Origin of the sequence: Phaeobacter sp. JH20_26 (assembly GCF_048056275.1) — a bacterium.
Lineage (GTDB): Bacteria > Pseudomonadota > Alphaproteobacteria > Rhodobacterales > Rhodobacteraceae > Phaeobacter > Phaeobacter bryozoorum.
In genome coordinates this window covers 25,989-47,160 of the sequence record NZ_JAYMWL010000005.1, presented here as the reverse complement: position 1 = coordinate 47,160, position 21,172 = coordinate 25,989, and the positions used below count along the sequence as shown (strand labels likewise).

Below are 21,172 nucleotides of genomic sequence, written 5' to 3'. Positions count from 1 at the left end.
GGCCCCGCTCAGCCCGCGCGCAGGAACACCGGCTGATCCGGCTCCGACATCTCCGGCATGTAGCGATAGCCGCCGCTGTCAAAATCCAGCAACGCCGCAGGATCGCTTAGCCGGTTCTGAATGATGTAGCGCGCCATCGCGCCCCGCGCCCGCTTGGCGTAAAAGCTCACCACCTTGGGCGTGCCGTTCTTGTCTTCCATGAAGACAGGCGTCACGACCCGCAGCGCCAGCGCTTCGCGATCAACCGCGCCGAAATACTCCTGGCTGGCGCAGTTCACCAGCACATCGCTGCCCACGGCCTCACCTTGGGCATTCAGCGCATCAGAGATGTCCCGCCCCCAGTAGTCATAGAGATTCTTGCCCTTTGCCGTCTTCAGCCGCGATCCCATCTCCAGCCGGTAGGCCTGCATCGCATCCAGCGGCCGCAGCAGCCCGTAAAGGCCCGACAGAATGCGGAAATGGTCCTGCGCCCAGGCCAATTCCTCCGCGTCCAGAGATCCCGCCTCCAGCCCCTGATAGGTGTCACCCGCAAAGGCCAGCGCGGCCGGGCGCGTGGCATCGCTGCCCGGATCGGCGGTAAAGCTCTGAAATCTCTCGTAGTTCAGCTTGCCCAGATCCTCGCTGATATGCATCAGCTTCATCAGCTCGGCGACCGACAGATCGCGCGCCACGGATGCCAGATCCACCGCCGCGTCGTGCATGGCGGGCCATGTCATCTCAACGTCGCGTTCGCTCCAGTCCAGCTTTTTGGCCGGAGAAGTCACTACCAGCATATTCTGCCCCCATCTGTTCTGGACAAGACCTAGCCCGCGCCGCGCAAGACGTCCAGAAACGCCGCTGCAAAACGTTCCGCGCGGCGCTCGCCTAACAGCCTTGTGATGGCGATTTCAGTCTGCGGACGGACCTGCGCCAGCTTCGCCAGCTGCGCCGCAGAACAGCTCAGCGGTTTCTCGGTTCCGTCGCTGCCCCGCGCCAGCTCCGCCTGCACAGCCATCAACGCATCATAAACCGATCCGGCATCGCGCCCGGCCAGCTTGCGCCGCATCGGGTGCAGCGCCGCGCTCTCGCCGGTGATCACCGACAGGAAATCGCTGCCATACCGCTCCAGTTTCTTCGCCCCGACACCGCCGATCCGCGCCATTTTATCCAGCGTATCGGGCCGGGTTTCGGCCATCTCGATCAGCGTGCGATCCGCAAAGATAACATAAGCCGGCACTTTCTGCGCCTCGGCCAGCGCGCGCCGCTTGGCTTTCAGTGCCGACAACAGCGGCGCGTCCTCATCCGACACCAGCGCCTTTACCGCAGGGCTGCGCTTGGCAGAGCTGATGGTGTCGCGGCGCAGCGCAATGTCCTGTTCACCGCGCAGAACCGGCAGCGCTGCCTCGGTCATCCGCAGCGCGCCATGGCGTTCGGGATCGGGGCGCACCAGATCATGCCCCATCATCTGCCGGAACACCGCCTGCCACTGTCGCTTGCCATATTCCTTGCCACAGCCAAAGACCGACAGATCGTCATGCCGCTTGTCACGCACCCGGTCGGTAGCATTGCCCACCAGAATGTCGATCAGATGTCCCGATCCATAGGTCTCGTTCGTTCGCAGGATCGCCGACAGTGCCTTGCGCACCGCCGTGGTGCCGTCGAACACATCCACCGGCTGGTCGCAGAGATCACAGTTGCCACAGGGCTCAGCCGCCTCGCCGAAATAGGCCAGCAAGGTCTGGCGGCGGCATTTCAGCGCTTCGGCCAGTCCGAGCAGCGCATTCAGCCGGGCATGGTCTGCACTGCGGCGGTCCGGCGGCGCCAGACCCTCGTCGATCTGACTGCGACGCAGTCGAATATCTTCCGGCCCGAACAGCGTCAGCGTCTCGGCAGGCGCGCCGTCGCGGCCACCGCGTCCGATTTCCTGATAATAGGCCTCGATGGATTTGGGCAGATCCGCATGGGCGACCCAGCGAATATCGGGCTTGTCGATCCCCATGCCAAAGGCCACCGTGGCCACAACGATCAGACCGTCCTCGCGGGCAAAGCGCGTCTCCACCCCGCGCCGGTCCTCGGCGTCCATGCCACCGTGATAATAACAGGCGGCGTGGCCCGCCTCGCGCAGCCCCGCCGCCAGCGCTTCGGTCTTGGCACGTGTCCCACAATAGACGATGCCGGATTGACCTTTTCGGGCGGCCGCAAACTCGAGTATCTGACGGCGCGGGCTGTCTTTGGTGGCAAAGGCAAGATGGATATTGGGCCGGTCAAAGCCGCGCAGGAAACTGCGCGGTGCGACACCATCAAACAGCTTCTCGACAATCTCTTCGCGGGTTTCCTGATCTGCGGTCGCGGTAAAGGCCGCCAGCGGCACGTCCAGCGCCCGCCGCAATTCACCAATCCGCAGGTAATCGGGGCGGAAATCATGGCCCCACTGGCTGACGCAATGCGCCTCATCCACCGCGATGAGGCTGACACCGATCCGCCGCAGCATCCCCATCGCCGCCCCGGAGGCCAGCCGTTCCGGCGCCATATACAGAAGCTTCAGCCGCCCCTCCTCAATGGACTGCCAGACCGCCTCGGTTTCTTCGTCGGTATTGCCGGACGTCAGCGCCCCGGCGGTCACGCCAACCTCCTGCAACGCCCGCACCTGATCGCGCATCAATGCAATCAGCGGCGAGATCACCACCGTGACCCCTTCACGCAGCAGGGCAGGCAGTTGGAAGCATAGGGATTTGCCGCCGCCGGTTGGCATGATCGCCAGCACGTTTTCCCCGGCGGTCACGGCGTCGACGATCTCCTCCTGCCCCGGGCGAAACCCGTCAAAGCCAAAGATTTCCCGCAACAGCGGCGTCGCGCCAGTAGCACAGGCAGCGGTGACGGATGTGCCAGTGGAGGTCGCCCCGGTCGGAGCGGTCATTTCCGGCTGCAATGCGGACATGGGGGCTGGGGGCCTCGTTTTGTGTTCTGCTCGTCTTGGCAGCTACAATCCCACAACGGGATTCGACCCACAAGGGTGCGCACCCCCGACCGTCAGACAAGTGGCACCGAAAAGACCGCCGCAGGCCGATGCCTGGGCGGTCCATCCGCATCAATCGCCGCGCCGCGATCAGAGCGATCGCCGCGCCTCGGCCCATTGGGTCAATAGAACACGGCGATATTGTTGGTCAGAATAATCCGCAGCGCATAAACGGCGATCAGCACCACCAGCGGCGCCAGATCGAGGCCCTGCATATTGGGCAAAATGCGGCGCACTGGCGCATAAAGCGGCTCTAACAAGCGGTTCAGACCATACCAGACCTGCGCCACAAATTGCTGATTGAGGTTCAGAACCTGAAAATTGATCAGCCAGCTCATGATCACATGGGCGATGATGAAGAACCAGACGATGTCCAGGATCAGCATCAGAATTTGAAACAGCGACAGCATCTCTTTGATTTCCCTTTTTGGAGCCTGTCCACAGGTAAGCGCGCCCGCGCAAAATCGCAAGACTGCCGCGAGGTTGCGGTTGACGCGCTGTAAACAGATGGCAACACGGGCACATCACACAGGAGAGCGCGCCCATGTTTCCCATCGTCCGCCTGATCAAGGATCTGCTGGTTGCCCGCCGGATGCCGCCGCTGGATCTGACCGACACCCATGTTTCCCGCCACATCTGCTGGCCCTGGGATCTGGATATCTGGATGGAGCTCAACAACGGCCGTGCGATGACGCTCTATGATCTGGGCCGTACCATGCTGGCCCAGCGTGTCGGCCTGATCGGCGCCCTGCGCAGCCGTCGCTGGGGCATGACGGTTGCGGGCACCACGGTGCGGTTTCGCCGCCGCATCCGCGGCTTTGAACGGTTCGAGATGCGCAGCCGGGCAGTGGCCTGGGACGATCGCTTCATCTATCTGGAACAATCCATGTGGAAATCCAACGGCGACTGCGCCAGCCACGTGATGCTGCGCACCGCCATCACAGATGCCAAGGGGATCGTCGCACCGCAGGAGGTGCTCAAAACCATCGGTCGCACCGACAGCCTCGCCCCCGAGATGCCCGCCTGGATCAAGGCCTGGTGCGAGGCGGACGCAGGCCGCCCCTGGCCACCGATGATGGCGGATCCTGCCCCTGCGGCGCCCGAAACCCTCCAAAACGGCTAGGGTCGGCCCGCCGCAGCATCCGGCCGCACAGCATATGGCTGTACGAAGGACCAGCGCGATCTACCACAGGTCAACGCAGGACACGCTTGCCTAACCCCATACCGGCCTGTCATACCAAAAGGTAACGACAAAAGACCACGACAGGCATCGGGCGAGGGACGACGAGGCATGACGCAGATATCCATGCGCAAGCGCATCTGGGGCTGGTGGGCCTTCGACTGGGCCAGTCAGCCCTATCACACGCTGCTGGTCACCTTTGTCTTTGCGCCCTTCTTCGCAGCCGTTGCCGCCGAGTATTACCTGACCCAGGGCCTCGCGGATGAGGCGGCAAAGGCGCAGGCGCAGACGGTCTGGTCGATGTGCCTCACCATCACCGGCCTGATGATCGGCCTTGGCGGGCCGTTTCTGGGCGCGCTTGCGGATATCTCCGGGCGCAAAATGCCCTGGATCATGATGTTTTCACTGATGTATGTGACCGGCGCCTGGGGCCTGTGGTTCATGGACCCGGACGGATCAAACCTCTGGTGGATGCTCATCAGCTTTGGCTTCGGCTTTATCGGCGCGGAATTTGCGCTGATCTTTGTCAATGCGCAGCTGCCCTCTCTCGGCAACAAGGAAGACGTCGGCACCATCTCAGGCACCGGCTTTGCCATCGGATACCTTGGTGGGGTGATCGCGCTTTTCCTGATGCTCACATTGTTCGTCGAACAGGGGAATGGCAAAACCCTGATCGGGATTGATCCCATTCTGGGGCTGGATGCGGAGACCCGCGAAGGCACCCGCGCCGCAGGCCCGCTGACAGCGATCTGGTTTGCGCTCTTTATCATCCCCTATTTCCGCTGGGTGCGCGACGATGCCATCACCGGCGCGCGCGGGCGGTTTGGCGATGCCATCCGTTCCGTTGGTCGCGCCGTCCGCAGTCTGCGCCATCGCGCCAGCCTGACCGGCTATCTGATCTCCTCGATGCTCTACCGGGATGCGCTGAACGGGCTTTATGCCTTTGGCGGAATTTACGCGCGGCTGGTGCTGGGCTGGGAAATCACCCTGATCGGCGTCTTCGGCATCATCGCCGTGATTTCCTCGGCGCTGTTCAGCTGGCTCGGCGGGCTGGCGGATCGCCGCTTTGGCCCGAAACCGGTCATCACCACCGCAATTCTGATCCTGACAATCGTCTGTTTCCTGGTCGTCAACATGTCCCGCGACCAGTTCTTTGGCCTCTCTCTCGCCGAAGGCTCCGGCCTGCCTGACGCCGTCTTCTTTGCCTGCGGTGTGCTGATCGGTGGCTTTGGTGGTATCCTTCAGGCCGCCAGCCGCAGCCTCATGGTCCGCCACACCACGCCCGAGAACGCGACCGAGGCCTTCGGTCTTTATGGCCTTTCGGGTCGCGCCACAGCCTTTCTGGCACCGGCCCTGATCGGAATAGCCACCACGCTCACCGGCAGTGCCCGCCTCGGCATTGCACCGGTTATTCTATTGTTCATTATCGGGCTCATCGTTCTGCGCTGGGTCAATGCAGAAGGAGACCAGAGTTGAAGTTCAGTCGATACATCACCCTCACCGCCCTCCTGTTGACAGCCTGCGCCCCCGCCGGGGACAGCCGATCACCCTCCGCCAATCCGGTGGTTAGCCGCTCTGCAAACTCGGACGTACCCGCAAAGCAGCTGTTCGGTGCCAAACGCGCAGGCTCCGCGCAGAAACCCGCACCGCATGGCTCCTATGCCAAGGGCTGCGTGGCCGGGGCAGAACAGCTGCCCCAGACCGGCCCGACCTGGCAGGCGATGCGCCTGTCGCGCAACCGCAACTGGGGCCATCCCGAAACCATCGACTTTATCAAGGATCTGAGCCGCGTTGCCGCCCGCCAGAGCGGCTGGAACGGGCTCTATGTCGGCGATATCAGCCAGCCGCGCGGCGGCCCGATGCTGTCCGGGCACCGCAGTCATCAGGTGGGTCTGGACGCCGATATCTGGATGCTGCCGGCCAAGCGCCTCGACCTCTCCGTCGACGAACGCGAGAAAATCTCCTCGATCTCCCTGCGCCGGGCCAATGGTGCCTACACCAATTCCAGCTGGTCACCCCAGCACCACGCCATCCTGCGCGCCGCCGCCAAGGATGACCGCGTGGCGCGGATCTTTGTCTTCCCCGGCGCCAAGGTCCAGATGTGCAACGACGAGAAGGGCAACCGCGACTGGCTGCGCAAGGTCCGGCCCTGGTACGGCCATCACTACCACTTCCACGTCCGGCTGAAATGCCCGGCCGGCGCGCGCGGCTGTGTCGATCAGGATCCGCCCCCGCGCGGCGACGGCTGCGATGACGCGCTCCAGTGGGTGAAGGACATCCTGAATCCGCCGCCGCCAAAACCGCGCGACCCCAATGCGCCGCCGCCCAAACCCCGGCGTGAATACACTCTTTCGGACCTGCCTCAGCAATGCGCCGCCGTTCTGCAATCAAACTGAGCCTCGGGCTGGCAGCGGCGCTGACCATCTCTCTCACGGCGCTGCTGGCCTATCGGCCCGTCGCCTCGGCCGCACAGCCGGGCGGGGCGCAGTTCATCGCGGCCTATCGCTGGACCCACCCGGCCAAATGGTTCGGCGGGTTCTCCGCCCTGTCGCTGTCGCCGGACGGGGCGCAGATGACCGTGGTCAGCGATCGGGCCACCATCGTCACCGCCCGCATTCAGCGCGGAACCGCGGCACTGCACCCCATCGAGGCCATCACCCCGACCGAGGCCCATAAGCTGCGCGCATCAGACGGCGCGATCCTGCGCGGGCGGATCGTCGACGCAGAAGGCCTCGCCATCGCGCGTGACGGCACCCTCTTCATCTCCTTTGAAGGCGTCTCGCGCGTGGCCCGGCACCGCCGGGGTGACAGTCGCGCCGAGGTGCTGCCCCGCCCAAAGGCCTTTCGCCGCCTGCCCCTGAACAAGGCGCTGGAGGCCCTCGCCATCGACGGCAAGGGCCATCTCTACACGCTGCCGGAACGCGCCCTGACCGAGGCCGGAGATATCCCCGTCTGGCGGTGGAATGGCAGCCGATGGGACCGTCCCTTTGATCTGCCGAGCCGGGGAAAATTCCTCCCTGTGGGCGCCGATTTCGGCCCTGACGGCCGCTTCTACCTCCTGGAACGCGACTTTGGCTTCATCGGCTTTCGCAGCCGCCTGCGGCGCTGGGACATCACCGCCGATGGCATCAGCGGCGAGGTCACATTGCTGCAAACCGGTCTCGGTCTGCACGACAATCTGGAGGGCGTCTCGATCTGGCGCGACAGCAGCGGCGCGCTGCGCGCCACTATGGTCTCCGACGACAACTTCAAATCGCTGCAACGCACCGAACTGGTGGAATACCGGCTGCCCGATTAGGCCACCACCGGTGCGACAGCAGGCAATACCTGACAAATCTCTTGCCCAAACAGGGGCTTTTCCGCTATTGGGCCTGATCTTTCGCATCGGCGAAACAAGTCTCCGCGACCTTGTCTAAAAAACGGACTGCAAAATGACACGCTCTTACCTTCCTGGCATTCTTGCCATGGCCGCTGTTGTTGTGGCCTCCAATATCCTGGTGCAATTCCTGTTCGGCCAATGGCTGACCTGGGGCGCCTTCACCTATCCCATCGCCTTCCTCGTGACCGATGTGACCAACCGCGTCTATGGCACCGGACCCGCTCGCAAGGTGGTGCTGGCCGGTTTTGTCGTTGGCGTCATCTGCTCGCTGATCGGCACCCAGATCATGGGCGAATTCGGCCCCCTCGTGACCCTGCGCATCGCCATCGCCTCCGGCCTTGCCTTCCTCACAGCACAGCTGCTGGACGTCTCGATCTTTGCCGCCCTGCGCAATGGCGCCTGGTGGCGGGCACCGCTGACCTCGACCTTGATCGGCGCCACGGTCGACACCGCGCTGTTCTTCAGCATCGCCTTTTCCGGCGCTCTGGTCTGGCTGGAACCCGGCAATGATGTCAGCTGGGCCGGTGAAATGCTGCCGATCCTCGGCACTGGCCCCGTCGCCCCGCTCTGGGTCTCGCTTGCTGTTGCCGACTGGGGCGTGAAAGTGGCACTGGCGCTGCTGGCGCTCGTCCCCTTCCGCCTGATCGTGGCACGTCTTACACGGTCGCAGGCCAGCGTTAACTGACAGCCGTCTTTTTATTTGGAGATCTTCCAGTTCCGTGCCACCATCCAAGACAGCGGAAACAGAGAGAAAAGGAGGTGATCCAGTGTCAAGAAAGGTATTGGAGCAAGGCGTAGCAACAACCGGAGCGGCGGCCCTCTGAGGCAGCCCTCTCTGGCAGTCGCCATCCGGCTGGGTTTCAGACCCTAACCTGCCTTTGCTCTTACAGACTTTCGGAAAGGGCCGCCTCCGTCGGGGCGGCCCTTTTTGCGTCACGCGATGCCCTCCCGTGACCTCCCAGCCACGGCTTTCGCTTGGACCTTGGCGATACGGCAGATTATGGTTCGCCCATGTTGCACATTACCGACACCATCGCCCTACAGGACTGGGAATTGACCGAAAGCTTTATGCGCGCCTCAGGTCCCGGCGGGCAGAACGTGAACAAGGTCTCCTCCGCCGTCGAACTGCGGTTCGAGGCCGCACGCTCCCCGGCGCTCAGCCCGGCGGTGAAATCGCGCCTGAAACGGCTGGCCGGCCGCCGCTGGACCAAGGATGGCGCGATCATCCTGCAATGCGACGAAACCCGCTCGCAGCAGCGCAACCGTGATCTGGTGCGCGAACGCCTGGCCGAACTGATCCGCCAGGCCCTGATTGTCCCCAAACGCCGCATTGCCACCAAACCCACCCGCGGCTCGGTACGCCGCCGTCTGGAGGCCAAACGCCAGCGCGGCGACATCAAGGCGACGCGCGGTAAGATCGACCCGGACTGAGACAGGCGATTGCGCTGCTCCCCGGTCTCCGCCAAGCTGCCGCCGAGTCAATTCGGGGAGAGAGCATATGCGGCTGGCAGGGAAATGCGCCATTGTAACCGGCGGGGCCTCAGGCTTTGGCGCCGGCATCGTCACCAAATTCCTGCAGGAGGGCGCGCGGGTGATGATTGCCGATATCAACGCCGACGCCGCCGCAGAGGCCGCAGAACAGGCCCGCAACAGCCATGGCACAGATCGGGCATTTGCCCAGACCGTCGATGTCTCCGACCGCGCCTCGGTCGATCAGATGGCGGCCACGGCGCTGGATCAATTCGGACAGGTCGATATTCTGGTCAACAACGCTGGTGTCAGCCACCTGCCGACGCCGCTTGAAAACGTCAGCGAAGAGGATTTCGACCGCGTCTTTGCCGTCAATATGAAATCCGTCTACCTGACCGCCCGCGCATTGGTGCCGCATATGAAGGCGCGCCACTCCGGCGCCATCCTGAATGTCGCCTCCACCGCCGGCATCTCACCCCGTCCCAATCTCAACTGGTACAATGCCTCCAAGGGCTGGATGATCACCGCAACCCGCACCATGGCGGTTGAGCTTGCCGCCGCCGGGGTGCGGGTCAATGCGATCAACCCGGTCGCGGGCGAAACCCCGCTGCTGAAAACCTTCATGGGAGAGGATACGCCGGAAATCCGCGCCAAGTTCCTCTCCACCATTCCAATCGGCCGCTTTTCCACCCCGGAGGATATGGGCAATGCCGCCTGCTACCTCTGCTCGGATGAGGCCAGCATGGTGACCGGCGTCGCGCTGGAGGTCGACGGCGGGCGCTGTATCTGACCGCCCAAGCCCGACCAAATATCCGACCCGCCTGTCATCTTTCCAGAAATACTCCCGCCGGAGGCCGCGCGCGCCAGCGCGCCCCTGCCATAATCTGCCCCAGATGCCCGCCCCAACAGGAGACACCCGATGAAACCCGGCCCGCGCAACCTGATCACCGATGTCCCCGGCCTCAAGGTTGGCAATGCCCAAGACCGGCGGCTGAAATCCGGCACCACCGTGCTGACCGCCGATCGGCCCTTTACGGCCGGGGTGCATGTGATGGGCGGCGCGCCGGGCACCCGCGAAACCGATCTGCTGGCACCGGACAAATCCGTCGCTCAGATTGATGCGCTGGTGCTCTCCGGCGGCTCCGCCTTCGGGCTGGATGCCTGCTCCGGCGTGGTCGCAGGGCTGCGCGCCGCCGGACGGGGCTTTGCCGTGGGGCCTGCGCGCGTGCCGATCGTGCCGGGTGCGATCCTCTTTGACCTCCTGAACGGCGGCGATAAGGACTGGTCGGAAAACCCCTATGCCGCCCTCGGTCGCGCCGCCTATGAAGCGGCTGATCACTGCTTTGCCCTTGGCACCGTCGGGGCGGGCACCGGAGCTCTTGCAGCACGACTCAAGGGTGGGCTCGGATCAGCCTCCTTTGTCCTGCCGGACGGCACCACCATCGGAGCGCTGGTCGCGGCCAATCCGCTCGGTTCGGTCACCACACCGGGAGACCGCCATTTCTGGGCCGCTCCTTATGAAATTGACGGGGAGTTCGGCGGTGCAGGCGTCGATCCCGCCACCGGCTTCACCACCCCCGCCCCGAGCCTCAAGATCGCCGCCATGCAGGCGCTGGCGCAGGGCACCGAACTGCCGACCGAGGGCAGCAATACCACCATTGCCATTGTGGCGACCGACGCGGCGCTGAGCAAATCACAATGCCAGCGGCTCGCCATTGCCGCCCATGACGGCATCGGACGCGCCATCGTACCGGCACATTCCCCCGGCGACGGCGATCTGGTTTTTGCGGTCAGCACCGCAGATCCGGCAAAGACCATCAGCGACGGTGATCTGGGCGCTGATCTGGGCGCCATCGGACATGCCGCCGCCCTCTGCCTCAGTCGCGCCATCGCCCGCGCTGCCGCGCTCGCGCATGCCGAACCCGGCGATCTGCTGCCCTCTTGGCAGGACATGTGACGCCACGGCCTCCCCTTGACCTCGGCGCGATCTGACACAGGTGAACTGTCGCAGCGCCCGACCGAGAGCCAACGCGGCAATACGCCCGTTTGACTTTCCTGCAGATCCGGCGCGTATTGATCGAGCCAACTCAATTTTGGAGCAAGCGACATGAAACTTCTGACTGCTGTAGCGGCCCTTGGCCTGATTGCAGCCCCTGCCTTTGCCGAAGGCGACGCCGACAAGGGCGAAACGGGCTTCAACAAGTGCAAATCCTGCCACATGGTTGTCTCGGACAGCGGTGACGTGATCATCAAGGGCGGCAAAACCGGCCCGAACCTCTGGGGCGTTGTCGGCCGCACCGCCGGCACCGCGGACGGCTATAAATACGGCGACGACATGGTGGCCGCAGGCGAACAGGGGCTGGTATGGGACGAAGAGAGCTTCGCCGCCTATACCGCCGATCCCAAGGCTTTCCTGCGCGATTATCTGGGTGATTCCAAAGCGAAATCCAAAATGTCCTTCCGCCTGAAGAAAGGCGCCGAAGACATCTATGCCTTCCTCGCGATGCACGGCCCCGCTGATGCCGCCGAAGGCGACGCAGACGCCACCACAGATGAGACCGCGACCAACTGATCCCGGTCCCCTGACACGACAGCAAAAGCCGCGCGCCCCTGGCCGCGGCTTTTCGCACAATTGCCTTTCGTTTTCTGCTGGGATATTGACCGTTCCGCGTCGGCACCCGCAACCACGCACCCGCAACTCTGGCCAGCCTTGGTTGCGGGATTGACCTCCACCCGATGACAACCATATCTGCCCGATGGCCGCACAGCCCAGCCCCTTGCACAATCCTTGCGAGCTCCTGCAATGACCCACCTGATCCCCGCCTGGGTGAATGGCACCCTGACGCCGGTTGAAAAGCTGGCTGCCCATGAACAGGGGCTGAAGCACAAGGCCGTTTCGGTCTTTGTGGTCAAGGGCGGCGAAATCCTGATGCAGCGCCGCGCTCTGGGCAAATACCATACCCCCGGTCTGTGGGCGAACACCTGCTGCACCCATCCGCAATGGGATGAATCCTCCTCCGCCTGCGCGGTCCGCCGGATGCAGGAGGAGCTGGGCATCACCGGTCTCTACCCCGAGTTTCGCCATCACCTCGAATACCGCGCCGATGTCGGCAACGGGCTGATCGAACATGAGGTGGTTGATGTCTTTCTCGCCCATGCCCACCGCGCGCCGCAGCTCACCCCCAACCCGGATGAGGTGATGGAGACCCGCTGGGTCGATTACCACGACCTTCTGGCCGAGGTGAAGCGCCACCCGGATCGCTTCACCCCCTGGCTCAAGATCTACCTCAACAGCTATTCCGACGTGATCTTCGGCCCCGACCTCAGCCTCGGCAGCAGCGAGGACAGCTGACGCATCCGCGGCTATCAGGCTCTAACCAAGGCATCTGCCCCCCCTTGCCCCGATGCGGGTGCCGTGATCCTAATATCGGCATATCGACAGCGCACAAGAGGGCAGGCCAGATGACAGTGATGATTGCGGGGGCCGGGATCGCGGGGCTCACACTTGGCCTCACCCTGCACGAGCTGGGTGTACCCTTCCACATCTACGAGGCCACCGAAACACTGAAACCGATGGGCGTCGGCATCAATCTGCAACCCAATGCGGTGCGCGAACTCTTCGATCTGGGGCTGGAGGCCGAGCTCTCCGCCATCGGCGTCCGCACACGGCAGGTGGGATTTTATTCCAAACTGGGCAACACCATCTGGGAGGAGCCGCGCGGCCAGGCGGCGGGCTACAGCTGGCCGCAGTTTTCCGTCCATCGCGGCGCCTTGCAGATGATGCTCTATCACGCGCTCCTCGCCCGCGCGGGCGACAGCGTCCTCACCACCGGCGCGCGGGCGGCGGGATATGAGCTCACAGATCACGGCGTCACCCTGCATCTGGACGGCGGGCGCGGCGCGCAGGGCAATCTCCTGATCGGCGCCGACGGCATCCATTCCGCCATCCGCGCGCAGATGTATCCGGGTGAGGGCGCACCGATCTGGAACGGTCGCATCCTGTGGCGCGCCACCACACAGGCCCCGGCCTTCCACGGCGGCGCGGCCATGGCAATGATCGGCCATAACCACCTGCGGCTGGTGGCCTATCCGATCAGCGCGCCCGACGCCAACGGCAAGGCGGTAATCAACTGGATCGCAGAGAAACAATTCGATCCCGGTGTGCCCCGGAACAAGGAAAGCTGGAACCGCGCTGCCGACATAGATGATGTTCTGCCGGATTTTGCCGATTGGCGCTTTGACTGGATCGACGTGCCCGCGCTGATCACCGGAGCCGAAACCGTCTATGAATATCCAATGGTGGACCGCGACCCGCTACCATGCTGGCAGGATGGTCCGGTCAGCCTGATGGGCGACGCCGCACATCCGACCTATCCGGTCGGGTCTAACGGCGCCAGCCAGGCCATTGTCGACGCCCGCGTGATTGGCGCCCAGATGCTGACTCATGGCGCAACACCTGAGGCCCTCACCCGCTACGAAAACGCCCTGCGTCCCGTCACCACCGCCGTTGGCATGGCCAACCGCGCAGGGGGAGGCCCCGACGGCGTGTTGCAACAGGTCGAGGATCTCTGCGGCGGGGAGTTCACCGACATCAACGACGTTATCCCGCAGGATCAGCTCGCCGCCCATGCCGCGAAATACAAATCCATCGCCGGGTTTTCGATCGAAGAGCTGAACGCCCGCCCCCGCACCATACCCGCAGGCACCCGCATCAACTGAGGCGACCGGGCGCCGCGCATCGCGCGGCGCCACCCCCAACTGCGCAGACACAGTCCACGACTGTGACGGAACAGGCGGGAGCGCCCGCCTGCGGCAATGTCAGACGCCGATCACTGCCTCAACCGCGCGTTTCCAGCGCCCATAGGCGGCGCTGCGCCGGTCTTCATCCATCGCCGGGGTGAATTGCTGATCCAGCGCCCAGGTCTCGGCAAACCCGGCCTGATCGGGATAGACACCCGCCCGCATCCCCGCCAGCCAGGCGGCCCCAAGCGCGGTGGTTTCCTGCATCACCGGCCGATCCACAGCCGCCCCCAACAGATCCGCCAGGCTCTGCATGGTCCAGTTGCTGGCACTCATGCCGCCATCCACCCGCAGGGTGACCAGACTCTCGCCTTGCCAATCCGCCCGCATCGCCTCCCAGAGGTCACGGGTCTGATAGGCCACGCTCTGCAACGCCGCGCGGGCAAATTCCGCAGGCCCCGAGCTGCGGGTCAGACCAAACATCCCGCCCCGGCAATCGGGTTTCCAATAAGGCGCACCAAGCCCGGTAAAGGCCGGCACCAGAATGACGTCCTGACCGGGATCGGCATTGCGCGCCAGGGCACCGCTCTCCTGGGCCGAGCCGATAATGCCCAGACCGTCGCGCAGCCATTGCACCGCCGCACCGGCGATGAAAATGGACCCCTCCAGCGCATAGGTCGGCGCGCCGTCCAGCTGATAGGCAATGGTGGTCAGCATCCGGTTCTGCGACACAACCGGCGTATCACCGGTGTTCAGCAGCGCAAAACAGCCCGTGCCATAGGTCGATTTCATCATCCCCGGCTGGAAACAGGCCTGCCCGATGGTGGCCGCCTGCTGATCGCCGGCAACCCCCAGAATGGCGATCTCGCCGCCGAGGAACTCTGCCTTGGTGGTGCCGAAATCTGCGGCACAATCCTTGACCTCCGGCAACATCCCGCGCGGCACCCCGAGAAAGCCGCAGATCTCGCTGCTCCAGCGCCCCTTGCGGATATCATACATCAGCGTCCGCGCCGCATTGGTCGCATCGGTCACATGGGAGGCGCCACCGGTCAGCCGCCAGATCAGAAAGCTGTCGACAGTGCCAAACAGCAGATCTCCCGCCTCGGCCCGGGCGCAGGCATCTGGAACGGTGTCCAGAATCCACTTCAGCTTGGTGCCCGAGAAATAGGGATCCAGCAGCAGCCCGGTTTTCTGGCGCACGCTGTCCTCGTGGCCCGCGGCGCGCAGCTCTTCGCAGATGGCGCTGGTGCGGCGGTCCTGCCAGACAATGGCATTGTGGACCGCCTTGCCGCTGTGGCGATCCCAGACCACCGTGGTTTCGCGCTGGTTGGTGATACCGATGCCGGCAATATCCGCCGCCTTGACGTCCTGCGCCTGCATCACCTGCCGACAGACATCCAGCGTCGTGCTCCACAGATCCTCCGGGTCATGCTCGACCCAGCCGGCCTGCGGAAAATGCTGCGGGAATTCCTGCTGCGCGGATCCCACCGCCTGCATCTTATCATCGAACAGGATCGCTCTGGTCGAGGTCGTGCCCTGATCAATCGCCAGAATATACGTCATCTTGCCCCTCCCCTGGGTCGTTTGGAGCAGAGATTAGACGTAAAACTGCGACCGCTACCAGCCCCTACTAATCATTTAGTTGATCAACCGCGATATTGTCGATCAACCGGATGCCATCCAGCCAGGCAGCCGCCAGCAGCCGGGCCGGGCGGTCGGGGCGGACAAGTGGGGCCAGCGTCTCGGCACAGCGCAGGTCCAGATATTCGATCTCGCCAAAACCGGCCGCGGCCAGTCGCGCACGCGCGCGCTCGACAAGCGCACCAAACTCGGCCCCACCGCGCAGCTGCCCGGCCAGGTCGCTAAGCACCGGATAAAGCTGCCCCGCCTTGCCCAGCGCCTCGGCTGACAGGCGCATATTGCGCGAGGACATCGCCAGCCCGGAGGCTTCGCGCACCGTGGCACAGCCCTGCACGGTGATCGGAATATCCAGATCCCGCGCCATACGGGTGACCACCATCAGCTGCTGATAATCCTTCTCGCCGAAAAATGCCTGATCGGCGCCGCTTTGTAGAAACAGCTTCGCCACCACCGTCGCCACCCCGTCAAAATGACCCGGACGAAACTCGCCCTCCAGCACATCGGTCAGCCCCGCCACCGACACCGTGGTCGCATAGCCTTCGGGGTAGATCTGATCCGGGTCGGGCACATAGATGGCATCGACCCCGTAGGGCGCCAGTTTCTCCGCGTCGGTCAGTTCAGTGCGCGGATATTTGGCCAGATCCTCGGCATTGTTGAACTGTTTGGGGTTCACGAAAATGGTGACGATCACCCGGTCACAAGCTGCCTTGGCCGCCGCCACCAGTGACAGATGACCGTCATGCAGCGCCCCCATGGTGGGCACCAGGCCGATACGCGCGCCCTCGCGGCGCCAGTCGGAATGCAGCGCACGCAATTCGCTCAGGCGGCGTAGGATCGGAGCAGTCATGATGGGATCAGTCCTTTTGCGGGGCCTTGGCCGGTGCCGCCGTCGTCGGTGCCGGGGCCTGGTCTGCAAATACATGTTCGGCCGCCGGGAAGCTCCGCGCGCGCACCTCGGCTGCATACTCGGAAATCGCCGCCTCTGCCAAGGGGCCGAGATCGGCATAACGTTTCACGAATTTGGGCTTAAAGGCGGTAAAGAATCCCAGCATGTCATCGACAACCAGAATCTGACCGTCACAGTCGGCACTGGCCCCGATACCGATGGTCGGAATCGCCACCTCAGCGGTGATCCGATCGGCCAGCCCCTGCGGCACCTTTTCCAGCACCACGGAAAACGCGCCTGCCTCCGCCACCGCATGAGCATCCGCCAGCACGGCATCGGCCTGCGCGTCGCGGCCCTGCACCTTGTAGCCCCCCAGCGTGTTGATCGACTGCGGCGTGAGGCCGATATGCGCCATCACCGGGATGCCGCGCTTCACGAGAAAGCGGATGGTCTCGGCCATCTCGACACCGCCCTCCAGCTTGACCGCCCCGGCGCCGGTTTCAGCCATCAGCCTTGCGGCATTGCGAAACGCCTGCTGCGGATCTTCCTCATAGCTGGCAAAGGGCATGTCGATGACCATCATCGCCTGTTTCAATCCGCGCGCCACCGCCTGCCCGTGCAGGATCATCATCTCCATCGTGACGCCAAGCGTCGAGGGCAAACCATGCAGCACCATGCCAACGCTGTCGCCGACCAACACAAAATCGCAATGCGCGTCCATCAGCTGCGCCATCGGTGTGGTATAGGCGGTCAGGCTCACCAGCGGGGTGCCGCCTTTGCGGGCGCGAATATCCTCGGCATTGGGTGCCATTTTGCGGGCCGTTGCACTCATGATGCTGTCCTCTCCGTTCGCATTGCGCACCGCTAGCAATTTACGCTGCGCGCTTCTAGGGGGCGAAATGTCCCGCTAACCTTGATTACCTGACGGAAAACGCGGAACAGTTTTCCGAAAGGTCACAAAATGCGGCCACCACCCAGAGGGAGAGACCACCAATGACACGATTGCCATTCCTGTTTGCTGCCAGTTCCGCACTGTCCATTCTGGCGGGGGCGGCTGCGGCGCGAGAGACCGTCACCGTGGCCCTGCAGCTGGAACCACCACATCTGGACCCCACCAGCGCTGCCGCCGGGGCCATTGATCAGGTGCTCTATTCCAACGTCTTTGAAGGGCTCACCCGCTTCATGGGCGATGGCTCGGTTGTACCCGGTCTCGCCGAGAGCTGGGAAATCTCCGAGGATGGGCTGACCTACACCTTCTCTCTGCACAAGGACGTCCGCTTTCACGATGGCTCCACGATGGACGCCGAGGATGTGAAATTCAGCCTTGATCGCGCCCGCGCCGAGGATAGCACAAATGCCCAGAAGGCGCTGTTTGCAGATATCGCCAGTGTTGATGCGGTCGATCCGCTCACCGTCAGGCTGACCCTGTCGCAGCCCAACGGTATGATGCTGTTCAACCTTGCATGGGGCGATGCCGTCATCGTGGCCCCCGAAAGCATCGAGAGCATCAAGACCATGCCCGTCGGCACCGGGGCCTTTGCCTTTGATGGCTGGGTTCAGGGCGACCGGATAGATCTTGTGCGCAACCCGGATTACTGGGGCACGCCCGCCATGCTGGACGGAGCAACCTTCAAATTCATCTCCGATCCCACGGCGGCCTTTGCGGCGATGATGGCCGAAGATGTCGATGCCTTCTCCGGTTTCCCCGCGCCAGAAAACCTGCCCCAGTTTGAGGCCGACCCGCGGTTTCAGGTGCTTGTCGGCTCCACCGAGGGCGAGACAATCCTGTCGATCAACAACAAACAGGCGCCCTTCGACAATCCCAAGGTCCGCGCCGCCGTCGCCCATGCGATCGACCGTCAGGCCATCATTGATGGTGCGATGTTCGGCTACGGCACGCCGATTGGCAGCCATTTCGCACCACATCACCCCGCCTATGTCGATCTGACCGGCAGCAGCGCCTATGACCCGGAGAAATCCCGCGCCCTCCTGACCGAGGCGGGTCTGGCCGATGGCTTCACCACCACGCTGCACCTGCCGCCGCCCTCATATGCGCGCCGGGGCGGGGAAATCATCGCCGCCCAGCTGGCCGAGGTCGGCATCACCGCAGAGATCATCAATGTGGAATGGGCGCAGTGGCTGGAAACCGTGTTCCGGGGCAAAAGCTTTGGCCTCTCCATCGTCAGCCACACGGAGCCGATGGATATCGGCATCTATGCCCGCCCCGATTACTACTTCCAGTATGACAATGCCGCCTTCCAGCAGCTGATGACGGATCTCTCGGGCACCACCGATCCCGACACCCGAACAAAGATGCTGCAACAGGCGCAGGAGATCATCGCAAACGACTATGTGAATGGCTTCCTGTTCCAGCTGGCATCGCTGAGCGTGGCCAAGGCGGATCTGCAAGGTCTCTGGGCCAATGCCCCCACACAGGCCACCGACCTGACGGCGGTCAGCTGGGCAAAATAGACCATTCCCACAGTGTTAGAGACTGAATAACAGCGCCTCAGACCGGGGCGCTGTAGCCGTTTTCTCAGGCCTCAGCGCAGCCCCCGCCGCCTGCGCAGCAGCGTCACAGCCTCGCGGATCTGATCGCACACGGGGCCGGGACGCGGTTCATCGCGCAACGTGGTGAACCAATGCTCCGGCGGGTTCCGCCCCAGACGATGCCCCTTGAACTCCAGCCCACGCAGCACCCCCTCGGCCGCCGGTGGCAGACGCTCGGGGATCTGATGCCCGTTCAGCACCGCCCAGACCCCGGTCCACAGCCGCCCGACGGACCATGGATTATAGCCACCGCCACCCAGCACCAGATAGCGCGGCGCAAGCGGGCGCAGCGCCGCCACCACCGACCAATGCGCGTTGTTGGACAGATCCAGATGCGCCAAAGGATCCTCGGTGACCGCATCCGCCCCGCATTGCAGGACCACCGCATCAGGCGCGAAATCCGCCACCGCCGGCAGGATCAGCTCTTCCAGCACATAGCCCATCTCGCTGTCATTGAACCCGCGCGGCACCGGCAGATTCAGCGCGTTTCCGCCTGCGTCATCGTCCAGCCGACCAGTCTTCGGCCAGAGGTTCTCCTCATGGGTGGAGATCATCAACACATCGGGATCCCCCGCAAACCCATGCTCGACCCCATCGGCATGATGGGCATCAATATCGACATAGGCGATCCGCTCTGCACCGTGATGGCGCAGTGACAGCATCGCCAGCACCGGGTCGTTCAGATAACAGAACCCATTCGCCCGATCCGGCATCCCGTGATGGGTGCCACCGGCCGGATTGTAGATCACCCCACCATGCGCGAGCTGCTCACCGGCCAGAATAGATCCGCCGGCGGCCGTGGCCGGCCTTCGAAAAATCTCGGGGAACACCGGGTTGGAAATGGTGCCGATGTGATGGCGTGCCTTGACCTCATCGCTGACAGCCTGCGCCTGCTCGGCAGCCTGAAGCGCCGCGATATACTCAGCGCTGTGCCAGCGCCGAAGGGCGGCAGGCTTTGCCCGGGGAGAGACCTGATACTGCGCCGTAGGCAGCCAGCCCAGCGCCCGTGTCAGATCCATCACCGTTGAGACCCTCGGCACCCGCAAAGGATGCGCACGCCCGTAGCTGGAACCACGGTAAATCTCCGAGCCGATAAAAACCGGCGCCTCCAGCGCCTTTGGAACGGACCTTGTCCGAGCAGGATCAGACAGTGAAATGGCGGCGGTTCTCGGTGTCATGCGACCAGAGATAGCCCGGAACCGCGCGCCGCCAAACCCCGTATCTGCAACCGACGCGACAGCTGCGCGATAGCCGCACGCCTTCGCCTAATGCGATCCTGCCAGACAACTGGAAAACAATGCCTTTGACGATTTATCAAGGTCGATGCCCGCCCGCTCTGGACCCCCGCCCAGCGCCCCCCTAACCTGCCGCCAATGGGACGCTATATCGCCAAACGCCTGCTGTCGCTGATCGTCAGCCTTGTCATCGCCTCTTGGGTGATCTTCTTCGTCATCGAGATTGCACCGGGCGATCCGGCCTCCTTCATGCTGGGAATCAACGCACAGCCCGACACGATCGCTGCCCTGCGCAGCGAACTGGGCTTGGACGAGGGGAAATTCGCCCGCTACATCAGCTGGTCCACCGGCATGTTGCAGGGCGATTTCGGCACCTCCTATACCTATCGCACACCGGTGGCCCGGATGGTTGCGGATCGGCTCTGGGTCTCGCTGCCGCTTGCGATCTATGCGCTGACACTCTCGACACTGATTGCCTTGCCCGCAGGCATCTATGCCGCCGCGCGCCGGGGCAAATCAGGGGATATTGCCGTGATGGGCGCAACCCAGCTGGGGGTCGCTGTCCCGAACTTCTGGTTTGCGATGATGCTGGTGCTGGTGTTTGCCATCAATCTGCGCTGGTTCAGTGCCGGCGGGTTTGTCGGCTGGGAGGCCGGCCCGCTGGCCGCGCTGCATTCCCTCACCCTGCCCGCCATTGCGCTGGCCCTGCCGCAGGCGGCTATTCTGGCCCGCGTCATGCGCTCGGCTCTGTTGGATATTCTGGGCGAGGATTTCATCCGCACCGCCCGCGCCAAGGGGTTGAGCCAGCGGCAGGCCCTGTGGCGTCACGGGCTGCGCAATGCGCTGATCCCGGTGCTGACCATCATCGGGTTGCAGTTTTCCTTCCTCCTTGCCGGCGCGATCATCATTGAACAGGTGTTCTACCTGCCGGGTCTGGGGCGGCTGGTGTTTCAGGCGATCTCTGCCCGCGATCTGATCGTGGTGGAAAGCGTCGTGATGCTTCTGGTCTTTGCGGTGATCCTGGTGAATTTCCTTGTCGATCTGACCTATGCGCTGGTCGACCCAAGACTGCGGGGGCGCGGATGACAAACCACAT

At 63.7% G+C, this 21,172-nt stretch carries 20 protein-coding genes; 13 read left to right on the top strand and 7 right to left on the bottom strand.

Features of this window, described 5'->3' with window-relative positions; genetic code table 11:
* Window positions 1-8: 8 nt before the first annotated feature.
* The 3 genes from yaaA to VWY60_RS01990 all read right to left on the bottom strand — a co-directional run bounded on the left by yaaA (window position 9) and on the right by VWY60_RS01990 (window position 3,405).
* Window positions 9-773, bottom strand: coding sequence for a peroxide stress protein YaaA (gene yaaA, locus VWY60_RS02000; protein ID WP_416540839.1), 765 nt, complete (start codon window positions 771-773; stop codon window positions 9-11).
* A gap of 29 nt (window positions 774-802) precedes the next feature.
* Window positions 803-2,917: a DNA helicase RecQ gene (recQ, locus tag VWY60_RS01995; protein ID WP_416540838.1), complete on the bottom strand. Its 2,115-nt coding sequence runs from the start codon at window positions 2,915-2,917 to the stop codon at window positions 803-805.
* Window positions 2,918-3,117: 200 nt separating this feature from the next.
* On the bottom strand, window positions 3,118-3,405 hold the full coding sequence (locus tag VWY60_RS01990) for a YggT family protein (protein WP_416540837.1): 288 nt from the start codon (window positions 3,403-3,405) through the stop codon (window positions 3,118-3,120).
* 134 nt (window positions 3,406-3,539) lie between these two features.
* Between VWY60_RS01990 and VWY60_RS01985 the strand changes: the two genes are divergently transcribed.
* The 11 genes from VWY60_RS01985 (at window position 3,540) to VWY60_RS01935 (ending at window position 13,743) form a co-directional block, all read left to right on the top strand.
* Window positions 3,540-4,118: an acyl-CoA thioesterase gene (locus VWY60_RS01985; protein WP_340546401.1), complete on the top strand. Its 579-nt coding sequence runs from the start codon at window positions 3,540-3,542 to the stop codon at window positions 4,116-4,118.
* 111 nt (window positions 4,119-4,229) lie between these two features.
* Window positions 4,230-5,651, top strand: coding sequence for an MFS transporter (locus VWY60_RS01980; protein ID WP_416540890.1), 1,422 nt, complete (start codon window positions 4,230-4,232; stop codon window positions 5,649-5,651).
* Entirely contained in the window at window positions 5,648-6,571 is a 924-nt protein-coding gene (gene mepA, locus VWY60_RS01975; RefSeq protein ID WP_416540836.1) for a penicillin-insensitive murein endopeptidase, read from the top strand. The genes VWY60_RS01980 and mepA overlap by 4 nt, the downstream gene beginning before the upstream one ends.
* The gene (locus tag VWY60_RS01970) at window positions 6,544-7,473 is read left to right on the top strand and encodes an esterase-like activity of phytase family protein (RefSeq protein WP_416534576.1); all 930 of its coding nucleotides are present in this window, start codon (window positions 6,544-6,546) and stop codon (window positions 7,471-7,473) included. The genes mepA and VWY60_RS01970 overlap by 28 nt, the downstream gene beginning before the upstream one ends.
* Before the next feature lie 133 nt (window positions 7,474-7,606).
* Entirely contained in the window at window positions 7,607-8,239 is a 633-nt protein-coding gene (locus VWY60_RS01965; RefSeq protein WP_416540835.1) for a queuosine precursor transporter, read from the top strand.
* A gap of 326 nt (window positions 8,240-8,565) precedes the next feature.
* Window positions 8,566-8,985 (top strand): alternative ribosome rescue aminoacyl-tRNA hydrolase ArfB, encoded by a 420-nt coding sequence (gene arfB, locus VWY60_RS01960; protein ID WP_416534578.1) that lies wholly within the window; start codon window positions 8,566-8,568, stop codon window positions 8,983-8,985.
* A 67-nt stretch (window positions 8,986-9,052) separates the two neighbouring features.
* Entirely contained in the window at window positions 9,053-9,814 is a 762-nt protein-coding gene (locus VWY60_RS01955) for an SDR family oxidoreductase (protein WP_416534579.1), read from the top strand.
* Between the two features lie 129 nt (window positions 9,815-9,943).
* On the top strand, window positions 9,944-10,981 hold the full coding sequence (locus VWY60_RS01950) for a P1 family peptidase (RefSeq protein ID WP_416540834.1): 1,038 nt from the start codon (window positions 9,944-9,946) through the stop codon (window positions 10,979-10,981).
* A gap of 150 nt (window positions 10,982-11,131) precedes the next feature.
* On the top strand, window positions 11,132-11,596 hold the full coding sequence (locus tag VWY60_RS01945) for a c-type cytochrome (RefSeq protein WP_416540833.1): 465 nt from the start codon (window positions 11,132-11,134) through the stop codon (window positions 11,594-11,596).
* A gap of 231 nt (window positions 11,597-11,827) precedes the next feature.
* Entirely contained in the window at window positions 11,828-12,376 is a 549-nt protein-coding gene (gene idi / locus VWY60_RS01940; protein ID WP_416538259.1) for an isopentenyl-diphosphate Delta-isomerase, read from the top strand.
* A gap of 110 nt (window positions 12,377-12,486) precedes the next feature.
* Window positions 12,487-13,743 (top strand): flavin-dependent oxidoreductase, encoded by a 1,257-nt coding sequence (locus VWY60_RS01935; protein ID WP_416540832.1) that lies wholly within the window; start codon window positions 12,487-12,489, stop codon window positions 13,741-13,743.
* Between the two features lie 99 nt (window positions 13,744-13,842).
* Here VWY60_RS01935 and glpK read toward each other — a convergent pair whose 3' ends face one another.
* From glpK to panB, 3 genes are all read right to left on the bottom strand, one after another.
* Complete coding sequence (glpK, locus tag VWY60_RS01930; protein WP_416540831.1) at window positions 13,843-15,327, bottom strand: glycerol kinase GlpK; 1,485 nt, start codon at window positions 15,325-15,327, stop codon at window positions 13,843-13,845.
* 67 nt (window positions 15,328-15,394) lie between these two features.
* Window positions 15,395-16,252 (bottom strand): pantoate--beta-alanine ligase, encoded by an 858-nt coding sequence (gene panC, locus VWY60_RS01925; RefSeq protein WP_416540830.1) that lies wholly within the window; start codon window positions 16,250-16,252, stop codon window positions 15,395-15,397.
* A gap of 7 nt (window positions 16,253-16,259) precedes the next feature.
* Window positions 16,260-17,123: a 3-methyl-2-oxobutanoate hydroxymethyltransferase gene (panB, locus tag VWY60_RS01920; RefSeq protein WP_416540829.1), complete on the bottom strand. Its 864-nt coding sequence runs from the start codon at window positions 17,121-17,123 to the stop codon at window positions 16,260-16,262.
* 161 nt (window positions 17,124-17,284) lie between these two features.
* Between panB and VWY60_RS01915 the strand changes: the two genes are divergently transcribed.
* A complete protein-coding gene (locus VWY60_RS01915; RefSeq protein WP_416540828.1) occupies window positions 17,285-18,763 on the top strand; it encodes an ABC transporter substrate-binding protein in 1,479 nt (492 codons plus the stop codon).
* A gap of 71 nt (window positions 18,764-18,834) precedes the next feature.
* On the opposite strand, the gene VWY60_RS01910 is transcribed toward VWY60_RS01915, so the two are convergent.
* Window positions 18,835-20,019 carry an acetoin utilization protein AcuC gene (locus VWY60_RS01910; protein WP_416540827.1) on the bottom strand — a complete coding sequence of 395 codons (1,185 nt, stop codon included), beginning with the start codon at window positions 20,017-20,019 and terminating at the stop codon, window positions 18,835-18,837.
* Between the two features lie 195 nt (window positions 20,020-20,214).
* Here VWY60_RS01910 and VWY60_RS01905 point away from each other — a divergent pair, with 195 nt between their 5' ends.
* The gene (locus VWY60_RS01905) at window positions 20,215-21,162 is read left to right on the top strand and encodes an ABC transporter permease (protein WP_416534274.1); all 948 of its coding nucleotides are present in this window, start codon (window positions 20,215-20,217) and stop codon (window positions 21,160-21,162) included.
* Window positions 21,163-21,172: the final 10 nt, after the last annotated feature.